Genomic DNA, 21965 nt, shown 5'->3' with positions numbered 1-21965 from the left:
GAACGTGTGTGAAGGGCGCGGACGTCAGTCGGCGGCCGGCGCCGGCTCGGCGGCGGCCTCGGTTTCCTCGGTGTACTCGGTGCCCGCGGCGGGGCGACGGTGCAGGCTCGCCGTACGCAGCCCGGGCAGGGCGACGGCGACGGCTGCCACGCCCGCCAGGCAGACGAGCCCCCCGACGACCGCGGCACCCGCCGCCGAGCCCAGCGCCCTGGCCACCAGGCCGGCCTCCAGGTTGCCCGCCGAGGGCCCCGCGGTGGCCTGCGCGAGCCAGAGGCTGCCGACCCGGCCCTGGAGGCGGTCGGGCGTGGAGTGCTGGAGCAACGCGCGGCGCAGCACCTCCGAGACGGTGTCACCGAGTCCCGCCAGCGCCAGGAAGAGCAGCGCGCTCCACAGCCCCGGGCTGAGGCCGAAGCAGAAGATCGCCACGCCCCACAGCGCGACCGCGCCGATCAGCGCGCGGCCCGTGTGGTGCACGCGGCCGGTCCAGCCGCTGGTGAGCGCTCCGCAGAACGACCCGACGGCGGGAGCCGTGTACAGCAGGCCGACGGTGGAGGGGCCTCCCCCGAAGTGCTCGGTACCGAGTTCAGGGAAGAGTGCGTAGGGCATCGCGAAGACCATGGCACAGACGTCGATCAGCAGCAGCCCCTTGACGACCTGGTCGCTCCGCACGAAGCGCAGCCCTTCCGCCATCGCCCGGAACGGATGCTGGGCCGGCCCCTCGCCCTGGGGCGGCAGCGCGGGCAGCGGCGCGAGCAGCGCGAGCCCGGCGACGTAGACGGCGGCGTCGATGGCGAAGCAGGCGGCGAGTCCGGGCCCCGCGCTGATCACACCGGCGAGCGAGGGGCCGACCATGCCGCCGAGTTGCGCGGTGAGCGTGACCAGCGCGCCGGCGGCGGCCAACTGCCCCGGCCCCACGAGGGCGGGCGTGGCAGCCATCAGGGCCGGGCCGCCCAGCCCGCTGATCCCGCCGGCCAGCACGGCGGCCACGAAGACGAACCAGACGTGTGGATGCGGCGAGGCGGCGTTGAGCGCGAGGCCGGCGATCACCACGGCCGTGACCGCCCGGGTGGTGAGGACCACCCTGCGCCGGTCGGCACGGTCCGCGAGAACGCCGCCGAGCACCAGGCCGACCAGCAGCGACAGGCCGAGCACCAGGCTCATCAGCCCGACCTGGACCGAGGAGCCGGTCAGTTCGTAGACCTGGAGGCTCGCCGCCACCGAGGTGAGCTGCGTGCCGATCATGGAGATCGCCTGGGTGGCGAAGACCAGCCGGAAGCTCCTGCTCGCCCTCAGCGGCGCGACGTCGACGACTACTTCTCCGAGGCGCACACCCGCTCCTCGTCCCTGGCAGCCGACGGCCGGGTGTCCGAAGACGGGGCGGCCGCGGACCCGGCGTCCGGCGCGGGCACCACGTAAGGGGCCACGCTGCGCAGCTTCTCGCAGGTCTCCTCCAGCTCACGGGCCGGCGTGGACCCGGCGAGGATGCCGGCACCGGCGCGGAGCCAGGCCCTCCCGGGCTCCTCGAAGAGGCTGCGCAGCACCAGGGCGGCATCGAGGGACCCGTCGCCCGACGCCCTGAGGACCGCACCGGCGTAGATGCCCCGGGCGTCCCCCTCAAGCCCCGTGATGCAGTCGTAGGCGAGCGACTTGGGGATGCCGGAGGCGGTCACCGCGGGGAAGACGGCTCGCAGGGCGTCCCACGCCGTGGCGCCCTCGTCGAGGGTGCCGTGCACGGTGGAGCCGAGGTGCTGCACGCTGCCGCGCTGACGCACGCTCAGCAGATCGCGCACCGAGACCGTGCCGGGCCTGCACACCGTGGACATCTCCTCCTCGGCCAGCTTGACGGAGAGCACGTGCTCGGAGATCTCCTTGGGGTCGGCGAGGAGTTCGGCACGCAGCCGGGCGTCCTCGCTCTCGCCGAGTCCGCGTGCCCGGGTGCCGGCCAGTGGCTGGGTGACCACCTCGCCGTCCGCGTCGACCTCCACGACCGTCTCCGGGCTGAAGCCGACGACGCGCCGGCCGCCGAGGTCGAGCAGGAAGGACCTGGCCGGAGTGTTGGACGAGCGTCCCCGGACGTACGTGGCGACGAAGTCCACGGGGAAGGGCACCGGCACGGGCCGGGAGATGATCACCTTCTGGAGCTCGGTGGTCCTGATCTCCTCGATCGCGCGGGCCACCAGGCCGGGGTACTGCCCGCCTGCGTCGGCCACGTCGATCGGGCGCGGCTCGGCCGTGCTCGGCGCGACGGGCTCGGACAGCAGCGCGACGAGCGCGTCCACGAGGCCGGGGTCCGTGCTGCGCACGAGCGCGGGACCGCCGCCGATCCGGACCTCGGCCTGCGGCACGACGAGGTGCAGCAGATCGGCGTCGCCGGCGCGCTCGGGTCTGTCCGTGTAGAGGTGGGAGAACTCGAAGGCCATCCAGCCGTATGCGTTCCAGCCCTCCAGGGCCATCCGGGCCAGCCGCTCGCCGACCTGGCGGAGCGGGTCGGGGCCGAGCGGCTCGGTGGTCTCCTCGGTCAGCCAGCGGCTGCGCACGCCAAAGCGCCGTCCGACGACGACCTCACCGAGCACTCCTCCGGCGAACCACCACTGCCCCTCGCGCTCGTACACCACGTACTGATCGAAGAGACCGGCCTCGGCCAGTCCGGCCGCCGCGAGGAGGGGCTCCCCGACCGCTTCCGTACGCGCGCTCGCATAACGCAGCAACGCCCTTCCTCCCTTAACTTAGGTTAACCTAACCTAACCAAGTCGAGCAGAGCCTAGCCGTGGAGCGGAGCGGAGTCCAGGCTTGACCTGCCCGACATGTTAGGCAAGCCTTTCCTAAAAAATGAGCGGGGAGTTGAGGATGCTCCACGGTTTCACCGCCTGGCCACAGTCCTTGGCGGAGCGGTACCGCGGTGCCGGGTACTGGGCGGGCCGGCCGCTGGACCATCTGCTGCGCGAGCAGGCCGGGCACGCCCCCGACCGGGTAGCGCTCGTCGGCGCAGGGGGTGACCGCTGGACCTACGCCGAGCTCGACGCGCGTGCGGACCGAACGGCAGCGGGACTGCGCGGGATCGGCATCGGGCCCCGGGACCGTGTCGTGGTCCAGCTCCCCAACACCGCGGATTTCGTGGTGCTGTTCTTCGCGCTGCTGAGGACGGGCGCGATCCCGGTCCTGGCCCTGCCCGCGCACCGCGAGAGCGAGATCGTGCACATCGCCGAGGTGTCGGGGGCGACCGCGTACGCCATCCCCGACGTGCACGACGGATACGACCACCGTCTCCTCGCCAGGGCGCTCCGCAAGGCCGTCCCGTCCGTCGTGCACGTCCTGGTCGCGGGCGAGCCCGAGGAGTTCACACCGCTGTCCGCGGTCGACGGCGAGCCGATGGCGCTGCCCGCGCCCGACCCCGGCGACGTGGCGCTGCTGCTGCTCTCCGGCGGCACCACGGGAAAGCCGAAGCTCATCCCCAGGACCCACGACGACTACGCGTACAACGTCCGGGCGAGCGTCGAGATGTGCGGCTTCGACGCGTCCACCGTGTACCTGGTGGTCCTGCCGACCGCGCACAACTTCGCCCTGGCCTGCCCGGGCCTGCTCGGGGCGCTGATGGCCGGCGGCACGGTGGTGCTGGCACCGACACCGAGCCCCGAGGACGCCTTCGCGCTGATCGAGCGCGAGCGCGTCACGGTCACGGCCGTGGTCCCCCCGATCGCCCTGCTCTGGCTGGACGCGGTGGAGTGGGAGGAGGCCGACCTGTCCTCGCTGCGGCTGCTCCAGGTCGGCGGCGCCAGGCTGGGCCCGGAACCCGCGGGACGGGTCGAGTCGGCCCTCGGCTGCGCGCTCCAGCAGGTGTTCGGCATGGCCGAGGGGCTGCTCAACTACACGCGCCTGGACGACCCCGGGCACCTCGTGACCGGCACGCAGGGACGCCCGCTGTCCCCCGCCGACGAGATCCGGGTGGTCGACGAGGCGGGCCGCGAGGTCGCCCCGGGCGAGAGCGGCGAGCTGCTCACCCGCGGCCCCTACACGCTGCGCGGCTACTACCGGGCGCCCGAGCACAACCGGCGGGCCTTCACCGAGGACGGCTTCTACCGCACCGGGGACCTGGTGCGCGTCCTGCCGACCGGTCACCTGGTCGTGGCGGGCCGGGTGAAGGACCAGATCAACCGGGGCGGTGACAAGATCTCGGCCGAGGAGCTGGAGAACCACATCCTGGCGCACCCCTCAGTGCACGACGTGGCCGTGGTGGGCGTGCCGGACGACGTCCTCGGCGAGCGCACGTGCGCGTTCCTCGTGCCGCGCGGCGCGCCACCTGGACGGCCCGAACTGGTCGCCTTCCTGACCGGGCGCGGAGTCGCCGGCTACAAGCTGCCCGACCGGGTGGAGATCGTCGAGTCCTTCCCGAGGACATCGGTCGGCAAGATCGACAAGAAGGCACTCGGCCAGAGCATCGCCGAACGACTCCGCGCCGGCAGGGGCCCCGTTGCGAACTGAGCCCTCCACCGCCCCCGGCCCATCGGCCCCTTCGGTCCGTACAGCCGCCGCCCCGCGGCGCCGGGGCTCGGCACGCCCGCTCGCCCTGGCCGTCTGTATCCTCCTGCTGGCCGTGGCCGTGCTGTTGAGCCTGGCGGTCGGATCGCGCTCGCTGCCTCTGCCCGAGGTCGCACACGCCCTCCTGCACCACGACGGCTCGGATCCGGCCTCCGTGGTCTGGGACGTCCGGGTGCCCCGCACCATGGCCGGCGTCCTCGCTGGCGCCGCCCTCGGCGCCGCGGGAGACCTCATCCAGGCGCTGACCCGCAATCCTCTGGCGGACCCGGGCTTGCTCGGCATCAACGCCGGGGCCGCCGGCGGACTGGTGTTCGCCCTCACGGTGCTGGGACTCACCAGCCTGTGGGCGTCGTTGTGGTTCGCCATGCTCGGCGCGGTGATCAGCAGCCTGCTCGTGTACGTCCTGGCCTCGGGCGGGCGCGGAGGCGCGACTCCCGAACGGCTGGCCCTGAGCGGAGCGGTGATCGCGGCGGTGTTCACCGGCGTCAGCCAGACGATGATGCTGCTCGACGCGCAGACCCTCGACGAGCTGAGATTCTGGAGCGTGGGCTCGCTCTCGAGGAGCGGCGACACGACGCTGGCCGCGCTGACGCCGTTCGTGGCCGCCGGTCTGATCCTCGGGCTCTGTCTGGTCAAACCGCTCAACGCCATGGCGCTGGGCGACGACACCGCGCGCGCCCTGGGCACCTCACTGAACACCACCCGCGCCCTCGGGCTGGTGGCCGTGACACTGCTGTGCGGCGCGGCGACGGCGGCCGTCGGACCCCTGGTCTTCGTCGGCCTCGCCGTGCCCCACATCGCCCGGCTCGTCGTCGGCGCCGACCAGCGCTGGATGCTGCCGCTGTGCATCCTGCTGGCACCCGCGCTGCTGCTCCTCGCGGACGTGCTCGGGCGGATCGTGGTCCGGCCCGACGAACTGGACGCGGGCGTGATCACCGCCGTGATCGGCGCCCCGGTCTTCATCCTCCTGGTACGCCACCGCAGGACCGTGACCGCATGACCGGCGCCGGACCCAGAACGGCGGCGAAACCCGCGGCAGCCCCCGCCGCGCACGGCCGCCGCTCCCATGTGGTGCGGGGCTTCTCCGGACGCCTCTCCCTCAGAGTGGACCTGCGCGCGGTGTCGGTCTGCCTGATCCTGCTGGCCGCCGCGGCCGCCGTCGGCGTGCTCGCGCTCGGCACCGGTGCGTACGCCATCTCACCGGCGGACGTGGTGCGCACACTGCTCGGCAACGGCAGCAGGCAGACGGACTTCGTGGTCAACGAGCTCCGCCTGCCACGGCTGCTGACCGGGATGATGGCCGGGGCCGCACTGGGCCTGAGCGGCGCGCTGTTCCAGAGCCTGTTCCGCAATCCGCTGGGCAGCCCCGACATCATCGGCTTCACATACGGCTCGGCGACCGGTGGCCTGCTGGTCATCCTGGTCGCCGGCGGCACCGGCGGCGAGGTGGCCCTCGGGGCGGTGGGCGGCGGCCTGGCGACCGCCCTGCTGGTGTACCTACTCGCCTGGCGCCGGGGCGTGCACGGCTACCGGATGGTGCTGGTCGGCATCGGCGTGAGCACCCTCCTCCAGGGCGTCAACGCCTACCTGCTGGCAAAGTCGAGGATCACCGAGGCGGCACAGGCCATGGTGTGGCTCAACGGCAGCCTCAACGGCAGGAGCTGGCAGGACGTCAAGCCCGTCGCGGTCGGGCTGGCGGTGGTGCTGCCCCTGGCCACTCTGGCAGCGGGACGCCTGAGAATCATGGAGATGGGCGACGAGGCGGCATCCGGGCTCGGCATCCCGGTCGGGCGCACACGGCTGCACATCCTCGTGCTCGCCACGGCGGCCTGCGCCATGGCGACCGCCGCCGCGGGACCGATCCCTTTCGTCGCCCTCGTGGCGCCTCAACTCGCCCGACGCCTCACACGGATGCCCGGCCCCCATTCGATCACGGCCGCCTGCACCGGCGCGCTGCTCGTAGTCACCTCGGACTTCACCGTCCAGCACATCACTCAGGCCACCCAACTACCCGTCGGCGTGGCCACCGCTGTTTTCGGCGGTCTGTACCTGGGAGTACTCCTCTGGCGGCAACGGGTCCGGTCCCGGATCTGACCAGGGCGCGGGACCGGCCCACGAGAACCCGACAGACGCAGCGACAGGACCGGATCATCGGCGGCACGACGTCCCGGCGCAGGAGAACACACGCGGCACGGATACTCCGGCCGCAGAGCACGGCGCCGGCGTTTCCGGCAAGCAGACGGGGGAGACAGAATCCGACGGAGAGATTAACTTAGGTAAGGCTAACCTAGCCTTACGTTCCGTGGAGATCCGATGCCTCGATCCACCTCTTCCCCCACCCAGCCGACCAGCGCCGAGCAGGTCCGATTCATCCTGGCGGCAGCACGCTCCATGACCCTCCTCACCGGCCGAGGGCCTGTCGAGGTGTACCGCGTCGACACCGGCACCCGGGCGGACAAGGTCCGCCTGTGCCCCGTGCCCTTGTCCGCACCGGACGCTGCGAGTGCTCTTCCAGGCGAGGAGGGGCCCGCCGCCCTGGAGTTGACCGACATCGCGCCGGTGGCCGTACGCAACCGGGTGCGGGCCAGGGTCACGATCGTGGGACAGCTCCAGGTGGACCACGAGAACGAGGACAGCCACCTCATGACAGTGGAGCGGGCGCTGCTGCGCACCGACCGGAACCGCACCGCAGTGCACCGGGGCGAACTGCTGGCTGCCTTGCAAGACCCCCTGGCAACCTGCGAAGCAGGCATGCTCACCCACATGGCCGACCACCACGCCGATCTCATCACGACACTGCTGCGCCTCGTCGATCCGCTGCTCAAACAGGGAATGCTGCGAGCCCTGCCACTGGCCATGGACCGCTACGGCATCACCATGCGGCTGGAATACCTGCACCGACACCGCGACGTACGACTGGCCTTCCCGGTGGCGGTAAGGAAGGCGGATCAGACGCGGGAGCAGATTCACGCCCTATTGGCCGAGGCGCTCCACACCTCGCCGCGCCGTCAATGGGCCACACGCCTGCACCGCGACACGAAGGACAGGTAACGACAGCCCTGAGCCCCAACCCCATCGCCCCTGCATCCCCAATCCAGAAGCGACGGAAGGCCAGCAGGCGGGGGCCAGGCTGGCGACGATCGCCAGGTAGGGACCAGGGCATCGCCGATGCTTGTCGGAGACGCCGATGGCTGTCGGAGGTCGTCCCGGTGACCATCAGATGTGCACCTCCCACGTCCTGGCCGACCGAGCTGTGAGGCGTCGTGCGACGGGTTCGGTGAAGCGTGCGCCGACCGGGCCGAGGATCACCAGGATCAGTACGTAGGCCGTGGCCAGGGGGCCGATGCGGGGGTCGACACCGACGGCGAGCCCGGCGATGACGATGGAGAACTCGCCGCGTGCGACGAGTGCACCTCCCGCTCGCCAGCGACCCGCGGTTCTGATGCCTGCCCTGCGGGCCGCGAGGTAGCCGGTGGCGATCTTCGTGAGTGCGGTGAGAGCCGCCAGGAGCAGGGCGGGCAGGAGCACTGGTGGGATGTCCGCCGGGTTGGTGCTGAGTCCGAAGAAGACGAAGAAGACCGCGGCGAAGAGGTCTCTGAGCGGTGTGAGCAGGCTGCTCGCGCCCTCGGCGACCTCACCGGACAGGGCGATGCCGACGAGGAAGGCCCCCACGGCGGCTGAGACCTGGAGTTGTTGCGCGATGCCCGCCACGAGTAGCGCGAGGCCGAGGACGACGAGGAGCAGCATCTCGGCGTTGTCGGAGGACACGGCACGGCTGATCCAGCGACCGTACCGGAGGGCAACGAACAGCACGGCGCCCACGGTGCCGAGCGAGATGAGGAGGGTGAGGCTTCCACTGGCCAGGCTGACGCCGGACAGCAGGGCGGTGAGGATCGGCAGGTAGACGGCCATCGCCAGGTCCTCCATGACGAGGACTCCGAGCACGACCGGGGTCTCCCGGTTGCCGAGCCTTCCGAGGTCCCCCAGGATCTTCGCGATGACTCCCGAGGAGGAGATCCACGTCACGCCCGCCAGGGTGACGGCCGCGACCGGGCCCCAGCCCAGCAGCAGCCCGGCGGCCGCGCCCGGTAGCGCGTTGAGGACGAAGTCGATGACCCCGGAGGGGTATTGGGTCTTGAGGCTGCTGACCAGATCCGATGCGCTGTATTCGAGGCCGAGCAGGAGCAGGAGCAGGATGACTCCGATTTCGGCGCCGGTGGCGACGAAATCCTCACTGGCGTCCAGTGGCAGCAGACCGCCCCGGCCGAAGGCGAGACCGGCGAGGAGGTAGAGGGGGATCGGTGAGAATCCGATACGCCCCGAGAAGCGGCCGAGCAGACCGAGCGCGAGGACGATGGCTCCGAGTTCTATGAGCAGCGAGGTGTCCTGCACGCGCCCCTACCCTCCCGCTATCAGCGTGGAGACGGCGTTGACTCCCTCGCGCGTGCCCACGACCACGAGGGTGTCGCCGATAGCGAAGCGGAAGTCGGGCGCAGGGGAGGGAAAGGCCCCTGTGCGCCGCAGCACGGCGACGATCGACGCACCGGTAAGAGTGCGGGCCCTGGTCTCCCCCAGGGTCCGTCCTCCGTAGGCAGACTGCTTCGTGATGGGTATGCGTTCCGTCACGAGGTCGATCTCCACTTGGCTGCGAACGGCGCGAAGCGAGTCGGGCAGCAGCACCTGACCCAGAGCCGTTGCCTCCTGCGGCGCGAGGGTCACGGTCTCCTTGCAGCTCTCGTCGTCCGCGGGGTCGTGGAAACCGATCGTGCGGCGCCCATCTTGATGGACGACGACGGACAGGTGCTTACCGGCCTGCGTGTCGAGGTCATAGCGCACGCCGACCCCTGGAAGGGCCGTCTTGCGCACATGGGACGCCGCATCCATGAAAGATCCTTCCGACCACTCGTAATGAATCAATACAGAGATGGTAACGAGTTACCCAAGAGGGAGCTGTAACGGCCGCCTGGGCAAACTCATGCGGTTGAAGCAGGGGCGCGTTTGGCCGACCAGCCGGCAACGGGGAGGATGTGGTGCGGGCCTGCTTCCGCGCGGTCGCTGAACCGTGATGCACAGGTCGGCGTGAGTGCCGTCGGATTCGATGCGGATGTGCGGTATGGGCCGGGTAAGGCGAGGTCCTCGCGTGCCGGGTGCACGGGGCGGCCTGAGCCGATGTCTGAACTCGACTGTCAGGGCTCGATCAGTCCGACGCGGATGGCGTATCGGGTGAGTTCCAGTCAGTCTTTCATGCCGAGCCTTTCCAGCAGGTTGGCTCGGTGGCGCTCGACCGTCTTGACACTGATGACGAGGAGGTCGGCTATCTCCTGCGAGGTATGGCCTTCGGCGACGAGTTTCAGGATCTCCTCCTCACGGTTGGTAATGGTCCGCTCCGGCGGCGTCCCGCCGTGCCGGGTGCGCTCCAGATAACTGCGGATGACGATGCTGACGGCGCCGGGGTAATCATCGTGGTCGAGGACATCTTCCTCGCGCTCTACCTCGCGGCACTACAGCCGATCATCAGCGGCGCCCAGGGCCCTTCGGAGACGGTCCTGCAGGCGGCCAAGGCCTTCGGCTTCCTCCTCGTCCTGGCCGCTGCCGCTCGCTACGGCACCCGCCTGTTCGGCTTCCTGATCGCCGTCCGCGAAGACGAACTACTGGTCATCAGCTTCCTCGGCACCGTCGTCCTCATCGCCGGCCTATCCGAGGTCCTCGGAGTCGCCGACGCCATCGGCGCCTTCATGACCGGCCTGATCCTCGCAGGCACCTCGTCCGCGCCGCGCATCCCTCGTCCACCCCCTCCGCGACGCCTTCGCAGCGATCTTCTTCTTCGCCACCGGCCTCGCCATCGACCCAGGAGACATCGCATCCGTCGCCGCCCCCGTGGCCACCGCAGCAGCGTTGACCATCGTGGTGAATGTAATCGCGGGACTGCTCGTCGCCCGCCTGTACCACTACGGCATCGAACCTGCCGCAGACATCGCCACCACGCTTCTCGCACGCGGAGAGTTCGCACTCATCCTGGCCGCCCTTGCCGCAAGTGCCGGCCTCGATAACCGCCTACCCCCGTACACCTCGGATGCGGGGTATCGCGTCCAGCAGCGGCAACAGCTGAGTGACGTCGTGGCGGTTTCCGCCGGTCAGCGTGACGGCCAGCGGGTGCCGTGGCGGTCGGTGATCAGGTGGTGCTTGCTGCCCGGACGTGCGAGCCGTCGATCGCTGCGTCGTCCATGTCGAGCAGCCCTTTTTACGCAGCTCGCCGAGGAGGATCTCGTGCAGGCGTGGCCAGAGGCCGGCCTCGGTCCAGTCACGCAGGCGGCGCCAGGCTGTCACTCCGGAGCAGCCGATCCTCTCGGTGGGGACATCCGCCCAGCTCACCCCCTTGCACAGCACATAGACGATCCCGCGCAGCACAACCCGGTCGTCCACCGGCAGTCGTCCCGGATACCTCCGGCGCCTCGGCGGACGCACAGGAAGCAACGGAGCCACCCGTTCCCACAGATCCACTTGAGGAACGATCAGTCAAGAACGATCGTTCCTTAATCTCCCATCCTCTTCGCGGCACGGTCTTCCAGCAGTTGCGGGACAGCCTCAAGGCTGCCCCGCCGGGTCAAGCCGCCTGCGGGAACTCTTCCTTGTTCGATTGCTTCCTTCCTTTGCGGGGTTGAAGATCTGGCGGCAGACGTTGCGTTTGAGGCCTCGCTGGGCATCGCGAAAGCTCTTCCCAGGCGGGAACTGCCGAGGCCGGCAGCATCGGCGCCCGCCGATTCACCGAGCTGGCGCTGCCCCGGCGCACGATCTGCTGCAGCTTCTGCCACCCCTGGTCGGTCGGTCTGAGCACACCGACAGGTCGGCCACCGCACCTCCAGCGGCCGGAGGTCGCGGCTGCCGTGGTGCAGGAGCTGGATGGCGCGCAGGATGAGCAGGGTCACGGCGATGTTGCCGACCTCGAACATGGCCACGGGCAGCAGCGCCCTCGCCAGCCCGGCGCGCTTCAGTTCTTTCAGGTTCAGCCGTATCCGTCGACGGGCGGCTGGCGCGGCCAGGGTGCGGCGGGCCTCCCGGCCGGCGACAGTGATCGCGATGGCGGCCAGCAGACCGGGCAGTGCGGCGAAGTACAGGGCTTCACGGATACCGCTGAGGGACACCAGCTGCGCGGCCGGCAGGGGTCCGACGACCGCGCCGAGGTTGTCGCCGGCGCGTTCAGGCCGAAGGCCCTGCGTAGGCATGGCGCGGGGCGAGCGAGGCCAGCAGCGAGTCCCTGGCGGGCGAGCGCAGCCCTCGCGATGCCCAGGCCACAGCCCGCAGCACGCCGACCTGCCAGACCGTGCCGGCCAGGCCGATCGCGCCCGTGGCCAGGGCCGTGCCGAGGTACCCGCCGGTGGCGATGCGCGCGCGCCGTTCGGGGTCGTTGGCCGCGGGGCCTCCGGCGAGCTTGGCGATGCGGTGAGTGCGTCGCTCACGCCCTCGACGATTCCCAGGGCGCCGGGCGAGGCGTGCAGGGTCGAAGTCAGGAAGCTGGGCATGATCGCGGTGGCGATCTCGTGACCTGAGTCGCTGAAGAAACTGGCCGCGCCGACGCTGCCGACTCCCGCGCTAAACCAACCGGCTTCCTACTCCGGCTCCTCGTCGCCCTGATGGCCGCTCATTCGCCTACGCCTCTCACGATGCAGTCTGGCGCGCCGTTCAGGTGCGCTATATGATGATCCGTCCGCTTTGGTGTGCCCGACTTGATCCTGGCACTTTGTGGATGTTCCGCCCGGGTGGAGTCGATCGGTTTCCCCGCGGAGGGCATGGTGCGTGTCGAGGGCACGGCCGGTCGCCGCGACCGACGAACCGTGGTCGCCGCCCTCCCCTGGCGCGGGCGGCGAGGAACTCCGCCGCCGCGAGCCAGCCGAACCCGAGCAGCCCTCCGCCCACGACGTCCGTCGGCCAATGGGCCCGCAACGCGATGCGGCTGACTCCGACGGCGGCGGCGATGCCCTCGGCGACCGCCCGCTTCCCGGATGCCGTCGTCAGACCGAAGGCGAGGAGGGCGGTTGCGGTATGGCGGGACGGGAAGCTGGCTCCGTGTGTCGTGGTCAACTGTTCGGTTGCCGGTGGCCGGGCTCGTGCGACCTGCCGACACACCGCAGTGCGGGCTGCATCACCGGTGACCAGGGTGGCCATCGGCCACCACCAGCCCGCGGGGTGGTCGCGCCGAAGGCAGTGTGCTGTCACCGCCGCGTATGCCACAGGTCTCGACCCGAGCACGGTGATGGCCAGCCAGGCACGGTGCTGTGCCGGGTTGTGGGCAACGGGGACTGTCAGCCTTCGGTCCACACCCCGGAGGAGGGCAGGTCGGCGTGCGCCGGCAGCCAGCAGTCCTGTGCCGACGAGGCCGATCACAGCACGGAGTGCCGCTCCTCCTCCTTCGGTTCCTGTCATCACGTTCCTTCTCTTCCCGGCCGTATACGTCGGCGCGGGTGTCGAGGGTCAGTTGAGGGTGAGCAGCAGGCCCACCGAGGCGGTGGCCGTTCCGATGAGCCAGCCGACGAGGGCGGTCAGTCCCGCCCTGCCGAAGTGGTGGTCTTCCACCAAGCGGGAGGTTGCGTATCCGAAGATGCTGAAGGTCATGATGGCTGCTGCCAGCAGCGCCGACAGGGTGGGCATGGAGCGTGTGTGGGCCAGGCCTGCCAAGGCCCCGAGGACGAAGCATCCGGTGGCGTTGACCGCGAGCCCCGACCAGGGCGTCGGCGTGCCGCGGCCGGCCTGCAACCGCTTGTCGATCAGCAGGCGCGAGAATGCGCCGCCGATCCCGCCCAGGAACAACACAAGCACGGCCATCGTCGGACTCCCTTTCGAGGACATGGCGGGGTGATAGCGAGCAGCACGCGGCGTAAGGAGGGGGCGGTGCCGGTTTGTGAGAGGGGCAGCAGGGCTGGCATGCGGTGCTCGCTGCTGTGGGGGCATGGTTCACCTACCTGTTCAGAGCCCGGTCGAGCGGGCGTCATGTCGAGGTAGGGACCGTTGGCGACACGTGTGTGCCGCGGTTACGGCGAGCCCCTCCGCCGTAGTGCGTGGGCCACAGTAGCGAGTCACGGCCATCACGGGAACGGCACCGCGCTGGGATCGGTCGGCGTCCCTCTCCGATGAGCAGGCATTGCGCTCCGGGGCGAGGGGTGTAGTCGAAACGGTGCACCTGTTCAGCGGACCGTGCCACGGTGTGTGGGCCGTGGACCCGCGAGAAGGAGGTGCACACTGAATGGGTGCGTCGAGCGCATCGGTGATCGGCTCACCGCGAACGGCAGCGGTGACCGCTGACGGTTCCTGGTCGACCTCAGCAGCCAGGAGGGATCATGCCCGTTGCCCCCGGTGGTCTCCTGGTCCTCGTACGGCATGGCCAGAGCACCAGTAATGCTGCCGGCCGCTTCACCGGATGGGCCGATGTTCCGCTGACGGTGCGGGGTGAGGGGGAAGCGGCCGAGGCAGGCCGTCTGATGGCGCAGCACGGGCTGCGGCCCGACGTCGTGCACACTTCTGTCCTGCGACGCTGCGTGGTCAGCGCGGACATCGTGTTGGAGAAGCTGGATCGCTCGTGGATCCCCGTGTATCGCACGTGGCGGCTGAACGAGCGCCAGTACGGGGCGTTGACCGGCCGGAGCAAACGAGAGGTGCGTCAGGAATCGGGGGTGGAGCTGTATCAGGGCTGGCGCAGGTCGCTCACCGCTGCTCCCGGGCCGCTGGCACCGGAGCAGCTCGCTGAGCTGCGAGCCGATCCGCGCTATGCGGCCATCCGCGGTGCCGGCGTGCCGGCCGTGGAGAGTCTGGCCGACATGGTGGACAGGGTCGTGCCGTACTGGGTCGATGTCCTGGCCGGTGAGCTGTTCTCCGGACGAACGGTGCTGGTCTGTGCTCACGGGAATTCGCTGCGTGCTCTGGTCTCGGTCCTGGACCGACTGACCGCACACGAGGTGGAGGAGCTGAACATCCCCACTGGCGCGCCGCTGCTTTACACGTTTGACCGAGACCTGCGTCCGCTGGAACGCGGTGGACGGTATCTGAATCCTGACCGTGCCCGGGTAGCCGCCGAGGCCGTGGCAGCCGAAGGCCATACCTGAGCGGGCGTCCGTCCGGGAGCGCCAAGTCCTGGTGCGCCTGCCATCGGCAGTCCCTGGGACACTGCCGTCCTGCTCGGCAGCGGTGTGCCGGGCACGTTTCACCGCCCGGCGGGCACAGGTCCCCGAGGAACGGCGAACTTTGTCAGGAGTGCGGTACCGGGTGCGAGGTCGGCCCATCGGCCGGGCTGCGTCATGACGGCGATCGCGGAGGTCGGGAACTTCGTGCGCAGGCGCGTGAGTCCCTCGTTGTCTCCGCCGCTCGACAGGGCGAGCACCAGGTCCTGAACGCCGGGGTGGTGACCGATCAGCAGTACGCTCCGGTACTGGTCAAAAACCTCCCGCAGCACGTCGAGGAGACGATCGACGTCCGCGGCGTAGATGCGTGGGTCGAACAGCACGAGCGGAGTCCCCCGCAACTGCTCCGCGGCCTTGTCCCATGTCTGGCGGGTGCGCAGCGCGGTCGAGCAGAGGACCAGATCCGGCTCGTATCCCGACTCCCGTAGCCACCGTCCGGCCGCCGGCGCGTCTCGCTGCCCGCGCTGGGCGAGTGGACGTTCCTGATCGGGGACGTCGTCCGGCCATGCCGACTTGGCGTGGCGGAGCACCACGAGCCGCGCGGGGGCGACCGTCATGGCTTCACCTGCCTTCGTCCGGGGTCCCGGCCTCGTCAGGCGCGCCCATGGCGCCTGGCGTGTTGGCGTCCTGGGGGGAAGCTCTGGCCGGGTCCTGCCTTCCTTGCGTAGTGGTCCCTCACTCCATGCGTCCGGTGAGCTGGAAGTAGGCATGCTGGGCGCGCGAGCACGTGTTCGGCTTCCCCGCGTGTGCCACAGCCCGTGACGTGTGGGGCCTGTCCGGGAGTCAGCCGGGCCAGTGTCTCCTCCCAGGCGGCGGGCTCCGCATGCCAGCGGCTGAGATCCGTGGCGTCCTCAAGGTCCGCGAAAGCCTCGGATCCGGATGCACGGACCAGTTCCTCGGTGTGGTGGCTGCCGGCGGAGACATGGAGCACCGCCACCGGCCGACCGGTCACGTCGCTGTCGGGGAGCGCCGGTTCCTCCATGAGCACCAGTGCCTCAACCGGCCCCCCGTCCGCACCGAGCGTGTCGGCCACACGTCCATGGCCGATGGGCCGTCCACCGAGGCGGGCCAGTGCGGACATGGCGTGCGGTGGGTCGTCGGTCCTGCCGATGGTGGACCCGGCGGTCGAGTCGACGATGACGGTGATGTGGGGCATGCCCCTCGCCTCCCGTGCTGCCAGATGTCTGGATCACGCAGAGGCCATCAGCGTCATGGGACGCGGTTGGGGCGAGCCCCATCGCCCGACACGTTCCAGTGTCCTGCCATTCGCGCGCGTCGGCCAAACCGTCGGCCCGGCTGCGACTGCTCAGGTCAGGTGGGGCGCGTGCGTGACCGGGAGTACGGGTAGCTGCGTGGACTGGCACACGGTCTCGGCGACCGGGCCAAGGCCGGTGGTACGCACTTGGTGATCCTCACCGCGCCGGCCGATGACGATCAGGTCGCAGCCATGTGTCTGGGCGCATCGGACCAGGTCGCCGGCGATGTCGGTGGTCTCGGAGCACTCCAGCCGGACGTGGGCACCGTGGGTGGGCATCGTGCGCAGCGCCTCGTCCGGCCTGAGCGGAAGCAACCCTGCCCGGCGTACACACCGTGCCCCGAGCGATCCCCACGTCACGGGCCCCTGCGCAGGCACCGGAAAACGTTTGGCAGCACCGGGGAAGTCGGCCACCATGGAGACGGCGATGAGGCTCGCCACAATCGCGGACACCGCTGATGGCCTCTGCTCCAGCCCGCGGCCCCGGGCGCACCAGACGCACAGAGGTGGTCCCCATGACCGATCCCCCCACCCATCACGTCATGGAGACACGCTGCTCCGTGGCCGTCTTCCAGCACGGATGCGTTCTGCTGATACGCAGCGAAGAAGACGGCCTGCCCGTATGGAAGCTCCCCGGCGGGCACGTACGCCCCGACGAGGGACTGATCGCCTGTGCGCGGCGCGAGCTGCGCGAGGAGACCGGGCTCAAGGCCGCAAGGCTGCACTGCGCCCTGGTGTTCGACGTACACGACCGACAGAGGCAACGCTACGTCGTCGAAATCGTGCTGTTCCCCACCGGCGGCGTCCAGGGCGAGCTGCTGGCCCCGGAAGCAGGCCACGAGCCCCGGTTCGTGCCGATGGAACAGCTCGACACGCTGACACTGCGCCCCGGTATCCAGAGCCATCTGCGGGGATTGAAGTCACTGCACGAGGGCGAGTTCAGCGACGGCGATCATGTGCCCGGAGCCGCCCTGCGCTCCCTGACCTGACCGGCCCGTCACGCGCCCGCTCGGACCCGGCTTCCACTCATCCGCCCATGTCTGATCGAAAGGCCGGCTCATGTACGTCTACACGATGCGCAGGGCCCGCATGGCCCACGGCGAGAAGGTGGTTCTCGACGATGTCACCCTCGCCTTCCTCTCCGGCGCGAAGGTCGGCGTGGTGGGCCCCAACGGCATGGGCAAGTCGACGCTGCTGCGGATCATGGCGGGGAGGGAGCGGCCCCTGAACGGGGACGCGTTTGCGGCGCCCGGTACCACCGTCGGCCTGCTGGAGCAGGAACCCACGCTGGACGACCGGGCCACCGTCCTCGGCAACGTCGAACAGGGCGCCGCCGCGACCCGCCGCGGCCTTGCCCGCTTCGAGGAGATCACCGCCCTCCTGGCGGACACCCCTGACGACGCTGCGCAGCCGCTCCTCGACGAGCTGGGCGCCCTGCAGGACAAGCTCGACCACACCGGCGCCTGGGACCTGGACGCCCGCATCGAACAGGCCATGGACGCACTGCGCTGCCCACCGCCAGGAACCCCCGTACGGGAGCTCTCCGGCGGCGAGCGCCGGCGGGTGGCACTGTGCCGTCTGCTGCTGGCCCAGCCCGGCCTGCTGCTCCTGGACGAGCCCACCAACCATCTGGACGCCGAGTCCGCGGCCTGGCTGGAGAAGCACCTCGCCGACTACCCGGGCACCGTCGTCGCCGTCACCCACGACCGCTACTTCCTCGACAACGTCGCCCGGTGGATTCTGGAGATCGACCGCGGCCATGCCTATCCGTACGAAGGGAACTACTCCACGTATCTGGAGACGAAGGCGGCACGCCTGACGGTGGAGGGGCGCAAGGACGCCAGACGGCAGAAGCGGCTGGCCGACGAGCTCCAGTGGATCAGGTCCGGCTCCAGGGGCCGCCAGGCGAAGTCCAAGGCCCGGCTCCAGCGGTACGAGGACCTGGCGGCCCGGGGTCGGACCCGGACGCCCGACTTCGATGGGATCCAGATCCCACCGGGCCCGCGCCTGGGCAGCAAGGTCCTTGAAGCCGACCGCCTGACCAAGGGCCACGGGGACCACATCCTCTGGGAGAACATCTCGTTCTCCCTGCCGCGCGGCGGCATCGTCGGCGTCATCGGGCCCAACGGCGTCGGCAAGACGACCCTCCTGCGAATGATCGTCGGCGAGGAACGCCCCGAAGCGGGCGTGCTGCGGCTGGGTGAGAGCGTCCGCATCTCGTACGTCGACCAGTCCCGGGCCGGACTCGACGACACCCGCAGTGTGTGGGAAGCAGTCTCAGAGGGTCTTGACCACCTCCGGGTGGGCCAGGTCGAGGTGCCCTCGCGCGCCTATGTGGCAACCTTCGGATTCAAGGGCCCCGACCAGCAGAAACCCGTCGGTGTACTGTCCGGGGGCGAACGCAACCGGCTCAACCTCGCCCTCACCCTCAAACAGGGCGGCAATCTGCTGCTGCTCGACGAACCCACCAACGACCTCGACGTCGAGACCCTGGCCTCCTTCGAGACAGCACTCCTGGAGTTCCCGGGCTGCGCCGTGATCACGGCCCACGACCGCTGGTTCCTGGACCGCACCGCCACCCACATACTCGCGTGGGAAGGCGCCGCCCACTGGTTCTGGTTCGAAGGCAACTACGCGGACTACGAGACCAACAAGGCCGAACGGCTCGGCACGGACGCCGCCCGCCCGCACCGCGTCGTGCACCGCAGGCTGTCCCGGACCTGACCTCCGGAGCCCAAGGCCTTGGAGCCTGGAATGACCCACCCAAGGAGCGAACCGGCCGCCGGAGTGATCCGTGCGGCCGAGCTGATCGTGATCAACGCCAAGTGGCACTGGCACGAGCAACAGGCGCCGCGGACGCTCGCCACCGCACCGGGACTGGCCTGTGCACCGCTCTTCCCGGGCCGCCCCGTGATCCAGGTGGTGGCATTCCACGGAGAACTGCTGGGCCGCGTCCGCAGGCACACCACCACCACCGCGTGTCCTGGCTCGCGATACCGGCAGGCACGGGACACGGGCTCGGCCCATACCGCCCCCCGCGCGGCAGCCCGGGCACTGGCCCGCTCAGCCGGAAGGCCCCACCTCAGGGTCACCGTGCTCTGAACAGCTCGCGCGAGAGACGGCCCGCGCGAGCACCGATCCGATGGCAGCCCCGGCACTCTCAGTCAACCCGTAATACCTGCGTGCCCCGTCGCCTGTTACCGTCCGTGCACAAGGGTGTCACAGCACCTTGGGCCAGGGGCAGCGGGAACAGGCCCCTTGGCCATCGGAGCCGAGCTCGCTTCCCTCACCCGTTCGGCCCAGCGCGCAGCGGTTCCATGCACACAGCTGGACCCCGGCATCCGGGGGAAAACGTACTATGGGAAGAGAGCGTGGTGATGGGGCTCACCCATAACCGCGGCGTTCCGCCGCTGACGGTCCCTGGTTGTCATACGACCAGGAGGAGCCATGCCCATCCCCGTCGGCCCACCCTCTTCCGTACAGGATGAAGGCCATCACGACCTGCTGTGGAACGTATGGCATACGCTGTTCCACAGGAAGAGCCGGACCCCAAGCGGGCCGACCCCGCAAGTTCAGTTGCTGGCCCTTGCAGGCCTGCTTGACGAGGCCGTTCGCGCCCAACCATCGGCCGACCGGGCCCTCGCCGCATGCGGCGAGGCCGCTCCCGTAACGGGTGCAGAGGCTAATGAGGCGAGCAAGCAGAACACGTTCTTCCACCATCTGCTGGTCCGGCTACGTGCCCTGCGCATCAACGACCCAGATGCGATCGCACTCATGAGGCGCGCCTCTCGCCTGATCAGCTACTACCAGTGGCCGCTGAGCCAGGCAGCTCAGCTTGCCCACGGAGCACACGAGGCACTACAGGTGCGCCTCAACGCGCTGGCGGTGCCCGCCGCAGACCTGCGCGAGCTTCGCGACGAAGTCCGCGCCTCGGCTGAGCGCGCGTGCGGGACCGATCAAGGCCCCCGGGAGGTGGACGCCCCATGAACCACTCACGCCATCTGCCGCCCCGATCGGCCGAACGATGATCACTCGACATCAGCGATGACCGAAACCGGCACACCTCCTGGGGAGGACGTAGTGGAATTCGAAGTCACCGTGGAGATCCCCCAGGGATCACGCAACAAGTACGAGATGGACCACACCGCGGGTCGCATCCGCCTCGACAGGCTCCTGTTCACCGCCACCCGCTACCCCGCGGACTACGGCTACATCGAGGACACCCTCGGCCGCGACGGCGACCCTCTGGACGCGCTGGTCCTCACCGGTGAGCCCACCTTCCCCGGCTGCATCATCCAATGCCGGGCCATCGGAATGTTCGCGATGCGGGACGAACAAGGCCCCGACGAGAAGATCCTCTGCGTGCCCGCACACGACCCGCGCTACGCGACCATTCAGAACATCACCGACGTCTCCGATTTCGACCGCCTGGAGATCACCCATTTCTTCGAGGTCTACAAGGACCTGGAACCCGGAAAATCCGTCGAGGGCTCGCACTGGGAGGGCCGTGAACAGGCCCTCAAGGAGATAGGGGACTCCCGACTCCGCACGGTCGACGCACGGACAGCCGAGGCCGGGCACCACCCATGACGGTCGCCCCGCGTCAGGCCCCGGCGCAGGTCGACGCGGTCTGACGCAGGGGACGCACATCCCCGGGCCTCCCCGTACCCCTCGGCGAGCAAAGGAGTGAGGCATGACCTTCCGTATCAGCGACCTGGAGGCCTTGGAGGTTCTCGACTCCCGGGCCCGCCCCACCCTCGCCGTCACCATGACCCTGGCAGACGGCACACGCGTGCACGCCGGCGTCCCCTCCGGCGCGTCCACCGGCAGCCGGGAGGCCGTCGAACTACGCGACGGCCGTCCGGAACGCTTCGGAGGCCAGGGCGTGCTGACGGCCGTCGCCCACGTGAACGGCGAGATCGCCACGGCCCTGTCCGGGCGTGCCTTCGGCTCGGCGGCCGACGTGGATGCGGCACTCATGGAACTCGACGGCACCGCCACCAAGGAACGGCTCGGCGCGAACGCGGTCGTCGGGGTGTCACTGGCCGCCGCACGGGCCGAGTCCGCCACCACCGGCAAAGACCTGTGGCGTTCCCTCGCCGACGTCGCCGGCACCACACCCGGCCTGCCCGTCCCGCACTTCAACGTCGTCAACGGAGGCGCCCACGCCAGCAACGACCTGGACTTCCAGGAGTTCATGCTCGCCCCGCTCGGTGCACCCGACCTCCCCCAGGCGGTCCGCGCGGGCGCCGAGGTGTACGGACGGCTCAGGACACGGCTGGCATCCCAAGGCCACCCCACGGGTCTGGGCGACGAAGGGGGCTTCGCGCCGCCCATCGACCGCCCGGAGGATGTCCTCGCCCTGCTCGTCGAAGCAATCAAGGACGCCGGCTACACGCCGGGCCGCGACGGCATCGCGATCGCCCTCGACCCCGCGGCCAGCGAGTTCGCCACCGGCGACGGTTACCGGGTCGCAGGCGAACTGCTCACCTCCACCCAGCTCATCGACCGCTATGAAGAGATCATCGAACGCTTCCCCGTATGGAGCATCGAGGACGGCCTGGCGGAAGACGACTGGGACGGCTGGCCCACCATGACCGCGCGCCTCTCCGAGCGGGTCCAGCTCATGGGCGACGACATCTTCGTCACCAACCCCGGCATCCTCACCCAGGCCATCCAGCGCGAGGTGGGCAACGCGGCCCTGATCAAGGTCAACCAGATCGGCACCGTCACCGAGACCCTCCAAGCCATGCGGATCTGCCGCGAAGCCGGCTACGCGCAGATGATCTCCCACCGCTCCGGTGAGACCGAGGACGCCTTCATCGCCGACCTCGCCACCGGCACCGGATGCGGCCAGATCAAGTCCGGAGCGCCGGCCCGCGGCGAACGCGTCGCCAAGTACAACCGGCTGCTCGCCCTCGCCGCCGCCTCACCCGACCTGCCCTACGGCATCCACCCCTGACCGTACCGGCGAGCCACAACCGGAAGCTTCCGGTAACCTGAGG

21 protein-coding genes, 4 pseudogenes and 2 riboswitches are annotated in these 21965 nt (G+C 70.0%); of the genes and pseudogenes, 12 read left to right on the top strand and 13 right to left on the bottom strand.

Annotated elements, in window-relative coordinates; all coding sequences use genetic code 11:
* Positions 1-24: 24 nt before the first annotated feature.
* A complete protein-coding gene (gene entS / locus Sm713_RS32845) occupies positions 25-1329 on the bottom strand; it encodes an enterobactin transporter EntS (RefSeq protein ID WP_212913604.1) in 1305 nt (434 codons plus the stop codon).
* On the bottom strand, positions 1311-2708 hold the full coding sequence (locus tag Sm713_RS32840) for a salicylate synthase (RefSeq protein ID WP_212913603.1): 1398 nt from the start codon (positions 2706-2708) through the stop codon (positions 1311-1313). Before Sm713_RS32840 ends, entS begins: the two co-directional genes overlap by 19 nt.
* 139 nt (positions 2709-2847) lie before the next feature.
* Between Sm713_RS32840 and Sm713_RS32835 the strand changes: the two genes are divergently transcribed.
* From Sm713_RS32835 to Sm713_RS32820, 4 genes are all read left to right on the top strand, one after another.
* Entirely contained in the window at positions 2848-4479 is a 1632-nt protein-coding gene (locus Sm713_RS32835; protein WP_212913602.1) for a (2,3-dihydroxybenzoyl)adenylate synthase, read from the top strand.
* A 112-nt stretch (positions 4480-4591) separates the two neighbouring features.
* Positions 4592-5536 carry a FecCD family ABC transporter permease gene (locus Sm713_RS32830; protein WP_374196104.1) on the top strand — a complete coding sequence of 315 codons (945 nt, stop codon included), beginning with the start codon at positions 4592-4594 and terminating at the stop codon, positions 5534-5536.
* Positions 5533-6630, top strand: coding sequence for an iron chelate uptake ABC transporter family permease subunit (locus Sm713_RS32825; RefSeq protein ID WP_212913600.1), 1098 nt, complete (start codon positions 5533-5535; stop codon positions 6628-6630). The genes Sm713_RS32830 and Sm713_RS32825 overlap by 4 nt, the downstream gene beginning before the upstream one ends.
* A gap of 219 nt (positions 6631-6849) precedes the next feature.
* Complete coding sequence (locus Sm713_RS32820) at positions 6850-7587, top strand: DUF2470 domain-containing protein (protein WP_212913599.1); 738 nt, start codon at positions 6850-6852, stop codon at positions 7585-7587.
* 165 nt (positions 7588-7752) lie between these two features.
* Here Sm713_RS32820 and Sm713_RS32815 read toward each other — a convergent pair whose 3' ends face one another.
* The 3 genes and pseudogenes from Sm713_RS32815 to Sm713_RS32805 form a co-directional block, all read right to left on the bottom strand.
* Positions 7753-8928, bottom strand: coding sequence for a cation:proton antiporter (locus Sm713_RS32815; RefSeq protein ID WP_212913598.1), 1176 nt, complete (start codon positions 8926-8928; stop codon positions 7753-7755).
* 6 nt (positions 8929-8934) lie between these two features.
* Positions 8935-9420 (bottom strand): cation:proton antiporter regulatory subunit, encoded by a 486-nt coding sequence (locus Sm713_RS32810; protein ID WP_212915004.1) that lies wholly within the window; start codon positions 9418-9420, stop codon positions 8935-8937.
* A gap of 350 nt (positions 9421-9770) precedes the next feature.
* A pseudogene (locus tag Sm713_RS32805) lies at positions 9771-10037 on the bottom strand (response regulator transcription factor); the annotation flags it as partial.
* Between Sm713_RS32805 and Sm713_RS32800 the strand changes: the two are divergent.
* Positions 9993-10620 (top strand): annotated as a pseudogene (locus Sm713_RS32800) (cation:proton antiporter); the annotation flags it as partial. The pseudogenes Sm713_RS32805 and Sm713_RS32800 overlap by 45 nt on opposite strands.
* Here Sm713_RS32800 and Sm713_RS41845 read toward each other — a convergent pair.
* The 5 genes and pseudogenes from Sm713_RS41845 to Sm713_RS32780 all read right to left on the bottom strand — a co-directional run.
* Positions 10594-10743 (bottom strand): annotated as a pseudogene (locus Sm713_RS41845) (transposase); the annotation flags it as partial. The pseudogenes Sm713_RS32800 and Sm713_RS41845 sit on opposite strands and share 27 nt — an antisense overlap.
* Positions 10744-10815: 72 nt before the next feature.
* A pseudogene (locus tag Sm713_RS41840) lies at positions 10816-11019 on the bottom strand (transposase); the annotation flags it as partial.
* Between the two features lie 50 nt (positions 11020-11069).
* Positions 11070-11759 carry a hypothetical protein gene (locus Sm713_RS32790; protein WP_212913597.1) on the bottom strand — a complete coding sequence of 230 codons (690 nt, stop codon included), beginning with the start codon at positions 11757-11759 and terminating at the stop codon, positions 11070-11072.
* Between the two features lie 466 nt (positions 11760-12225).
* Positions 12226-12699, bottom strand: coding sequence for a phosphatase PAP2 family protein (locus Sm713_RS40945; protein ID WP_249416847.1), 474 nt, complete (start codon positions 12697-12699; stop codon positions 12226-12228).
* Between the two features lie 306 nt (positions 12700-13005).
* A complete protein-coding gene (locus Sm713_RS32780) occupies positions 13006-13356 on the bottom strand; it encodes a CrcB family protein (RefSeq protein WP_212913595.1) in 351 nt (116 codons plus the stop codon).
* Positions 13357-13868: 512 nt separating this feature from the next.
* Here Sm713_RS32780 and Sm713_RS32775 point away from each other — a divergent pair.
* Positions 13869-14630 carry a 2,3-diphosphoglycerate-dependent phosphoglycerate mutase gene (locus tag Sm713_RS32775; protein ID WP_212913594.1) on the top strand — a complete coding sequence of 254 codons (762 nt, stop codon included), beginning with the start codon at positions 13869-13871 and terminating at the stop codon, positions 14628-14630.
* Between the two features lie 98 nt (positions 14631-14728).
* Here the strand turns inward: Sm713_RS32775 and Sm713_RS32770 are convergent, their stop codons facing one another.
* The 3 genes from Sm713_RS32770 to Sm713_RS32765 form a co-directional block, all read right to left on the bottom strand.
* Positions 14729-15262: a histidine phosphatase family protein gene (locus tag Sm713_RS32770; protein WP_212913593.1), complete on the bottom strand. Its 534-nt coding sequence runs from the start codon at positions 15260-15262 to the stop codon at positions 14729-14731.
* Between the two features lie 35 nt (positions 15263-15297).
* On the bottom strand, positions 15298-15786 hold the full coding sequence (locus tag Sm713_RS41835; RefSeq protein ID WP_374196136.1) for an inorganic diphosphatase: 489 nt from the start codon (positions 15784-15786) through the stop codon (positions 15298-15300).
* Positions 15787-15892: 106 nt separating this feature from the next.
* A riboswitch (Fluoride riboswitch) is annotated at positions 15893-15956 on the bottom strand.
* Positions 15957-16011: 55 nt separating this feature from the next.
* Positions 16012-16275: a universal stress protein gene (locus Sm713_RS32765; RefSeq protein WP_212913592.1), complete on the bottom strand. Its 264-nt coding sequence runs from the start codon at positions 16273-16275 to the stop codon at positions 16012-16014.
* A 99-nt stretch (positions 16276-16374) separates the two neighbouring features.
* A riboswitch (Fluoride riboswitch) is annotated at positions 16375-16435 on the top strand.
* A 40-nt stretch (positions 16436-16475) separates the two neighbouring features.
* On the opposite strand from Sm713_RS32765, the gene Sm713_RS32760 reads away from it, so the two are divergent.
* From Sm713_RS32760 to eno, 6 genes are all read left to right on the top strand, one after another.
* Entirely contained in the window at positions 16476-16949 is a 474-nt protein-coding gene (locus tag Sm713_RS32760; RefSeq protein WP_212913591.1) for an NUDIX hydrolase, read from the top strand.
* 70 nt (positions 16950-17019) lie between these two features.
* A complete protein-coding gene (gene ettA, locus Sm713_RS32755; RefSeq protein ID WP_212913590.1) occupies positions 17020-18684 on the top strand; it encodes an energy-dependent translational throttle protein EttA in 1665 nt (554 codons plus the stop codon).
* A 30-nt stretch (positions 18685-18714) separates the two neighbouring features.
* Positions 18715-19062, top strand: coding sequence for a hypothetical protein (locus Sm713_RS32750; RefSeq protein WP_212913589.1), 348 nt, complete (start codon positions 18715-18717; stop codon positions 19060-19062).
* Positions 19063-19407: 345 nt separating this feature from the next.
* The gene (locus Sm713_RS32745; RefSeq protein ID WP_212913588.1) at positions 19408-19947 is read left to right on the top strand and encodes a hypothetical protein; all 540 of its coding nucleotides are present in this window, start codon (positions 19408-19410) and stop codon (positions 19945-19947) included.
* A gap of 93 nt (positions 19948-20040) precedes the next feature.
* The gene (locus Sm713_RS32740; RefSeq protein ID WP_212913587.1) at positions 20041-20550 is read left to right on the top strand and encodes an inorganic diphosphatase; all 510 of its coding nucleotides are present in this window, start codon (positions 20041-20043) and stop codon (positions 20548-20550) included.
* 103 nt (positions 20551-20653) lie between these two features.
* Positions 20654-21922, top strand: a complete 1269-nt coding sequence (gene eno / locus Sm713_RS32735; protein WP_212913586.1) for a phosphopyruvate hydratase — start codon at positions 20654-20656, stop codon at positions 21920-21922.
* The last annotated feature ends 43 nt before the right edge of the window (positions 21923-21965 follow it).

The sequence above is a fragment of the Streptomyces sp. TS71-3 genome, assembly GCF_018327685.1.
Lineage (GTDB): Bacteria > Actinomycetota > Actinomycetes > Streptomycetales > Streptomycetaceae > Streptomyces.
This window is presented reverse-complemented; position numbering and strand designations above follow the sequence as displayed.

Bases quoted from the DNA above. Each gene is read 5' to 3' on its own strand.
- Sm713_RS32835 (WP_212913602.1), top strand. From the start codon at position 2,848: ATGCTCCACGGTTTCACCGCCTGGCCACAGTCCTTGGCGGAGCGGTAC.
- Sm713_RS32825 (WP_212913600.1), top strand. From the start codon at position 5,533: ATGACCGGCGCCGGACCCAGAACGGCGGCGAAACCCGCGGCAGCCCCC.
- Sm713_RS32820 (WP_212913599.1), top strand. From the start codon at position 6,850: ATGCCTCGATCCACCTCTTCCCCCACCCAGCCGACCAGCGCCGAGCAG.
- Sm713_RS32810 (WP_212915004.1), bottom strand. From the start codon at position 9,420: ATGGATGCGGCGTCCCATGTGCGCAAGACGGCCCTTCCAGGGGTCGGC.
- Sm713_RS32790 (WP_212913597.1), bottom strand. From the start codon at position 11,759: ATGCCTACGCAGGGCCTTCGGCCTGAACGCGCCGGCGACAACCTCGGC.
- Sm713_RS40945 (WP_249416847.1), bottom strand. From the start codon at position 12,699: ATGGCCACCCTGGTCACCGGTGATGCAGCCCGCACTGCGGTGTGTCGG.
- Sm713_RS32780 (WP_212913595.1), bottom strand. From the start codon at position 13,356: ATGGCCGTGCTTGTGTTGTTCCTGGGCGGGATCGGCGGCGCATTCTCG.
- Sm713_RS32775 (WP_212913594.1), top strand. From the start codon at position 13,869: ATGCCCGTTGCCCCCGGTGGTCTCCTGGTCCTCGTACGGCATGGCCAG.
- Sm713_RS32770 (WP_212913593.1), bottom strand. From the start codon at position 15,262: ATGACGGTCGCCCCCGCGCGGCTCGTGGTGCTCCGCCACGCCAAGTCG.
- Sm713_RS41835 (WP_374196136.1), bottom strand. From the start codon at position 15,786: ATGTCCGCACTGGCCCGCCTCGGTGGACGGCCCATCGGCCATGGACGT.
- Sm713_RS32760 (WP_212913591.1), top strand. From the start codon at position 16,476: ATGACCGATCCCCCCACCCATCACGTCATGGAGACACGCTGCTCCGTG.
- ettA (WP_212913590.1), top strand. From the start codon at position 17,020: ATGTACGTCTACACGATGCGCAGGGCCCGCATGGCCCACGGCGAGAAG.
- Sm713_RS32750 (WP_212913589.1), top strand. From the start codon at position 18,715: ATGACCCACCCAAGGAGCGAACCGGCCGCCGGAGTGATCCGTGCGGCC.
- Sm713_RS32745 (WP_212913588.1), top strand. From the start codon at position 19,408: ATGCCCATCCCCGTCGGCCCACCCTCTTCCGTACAGGATGAAGGCCAT.
- eno (WP_212913586.1), top strand. From the start codon at position 20,654: ATGACCTTCCGTATCAGCGACCTGGAGGCCTTGGAGGTTCTCGACTCC.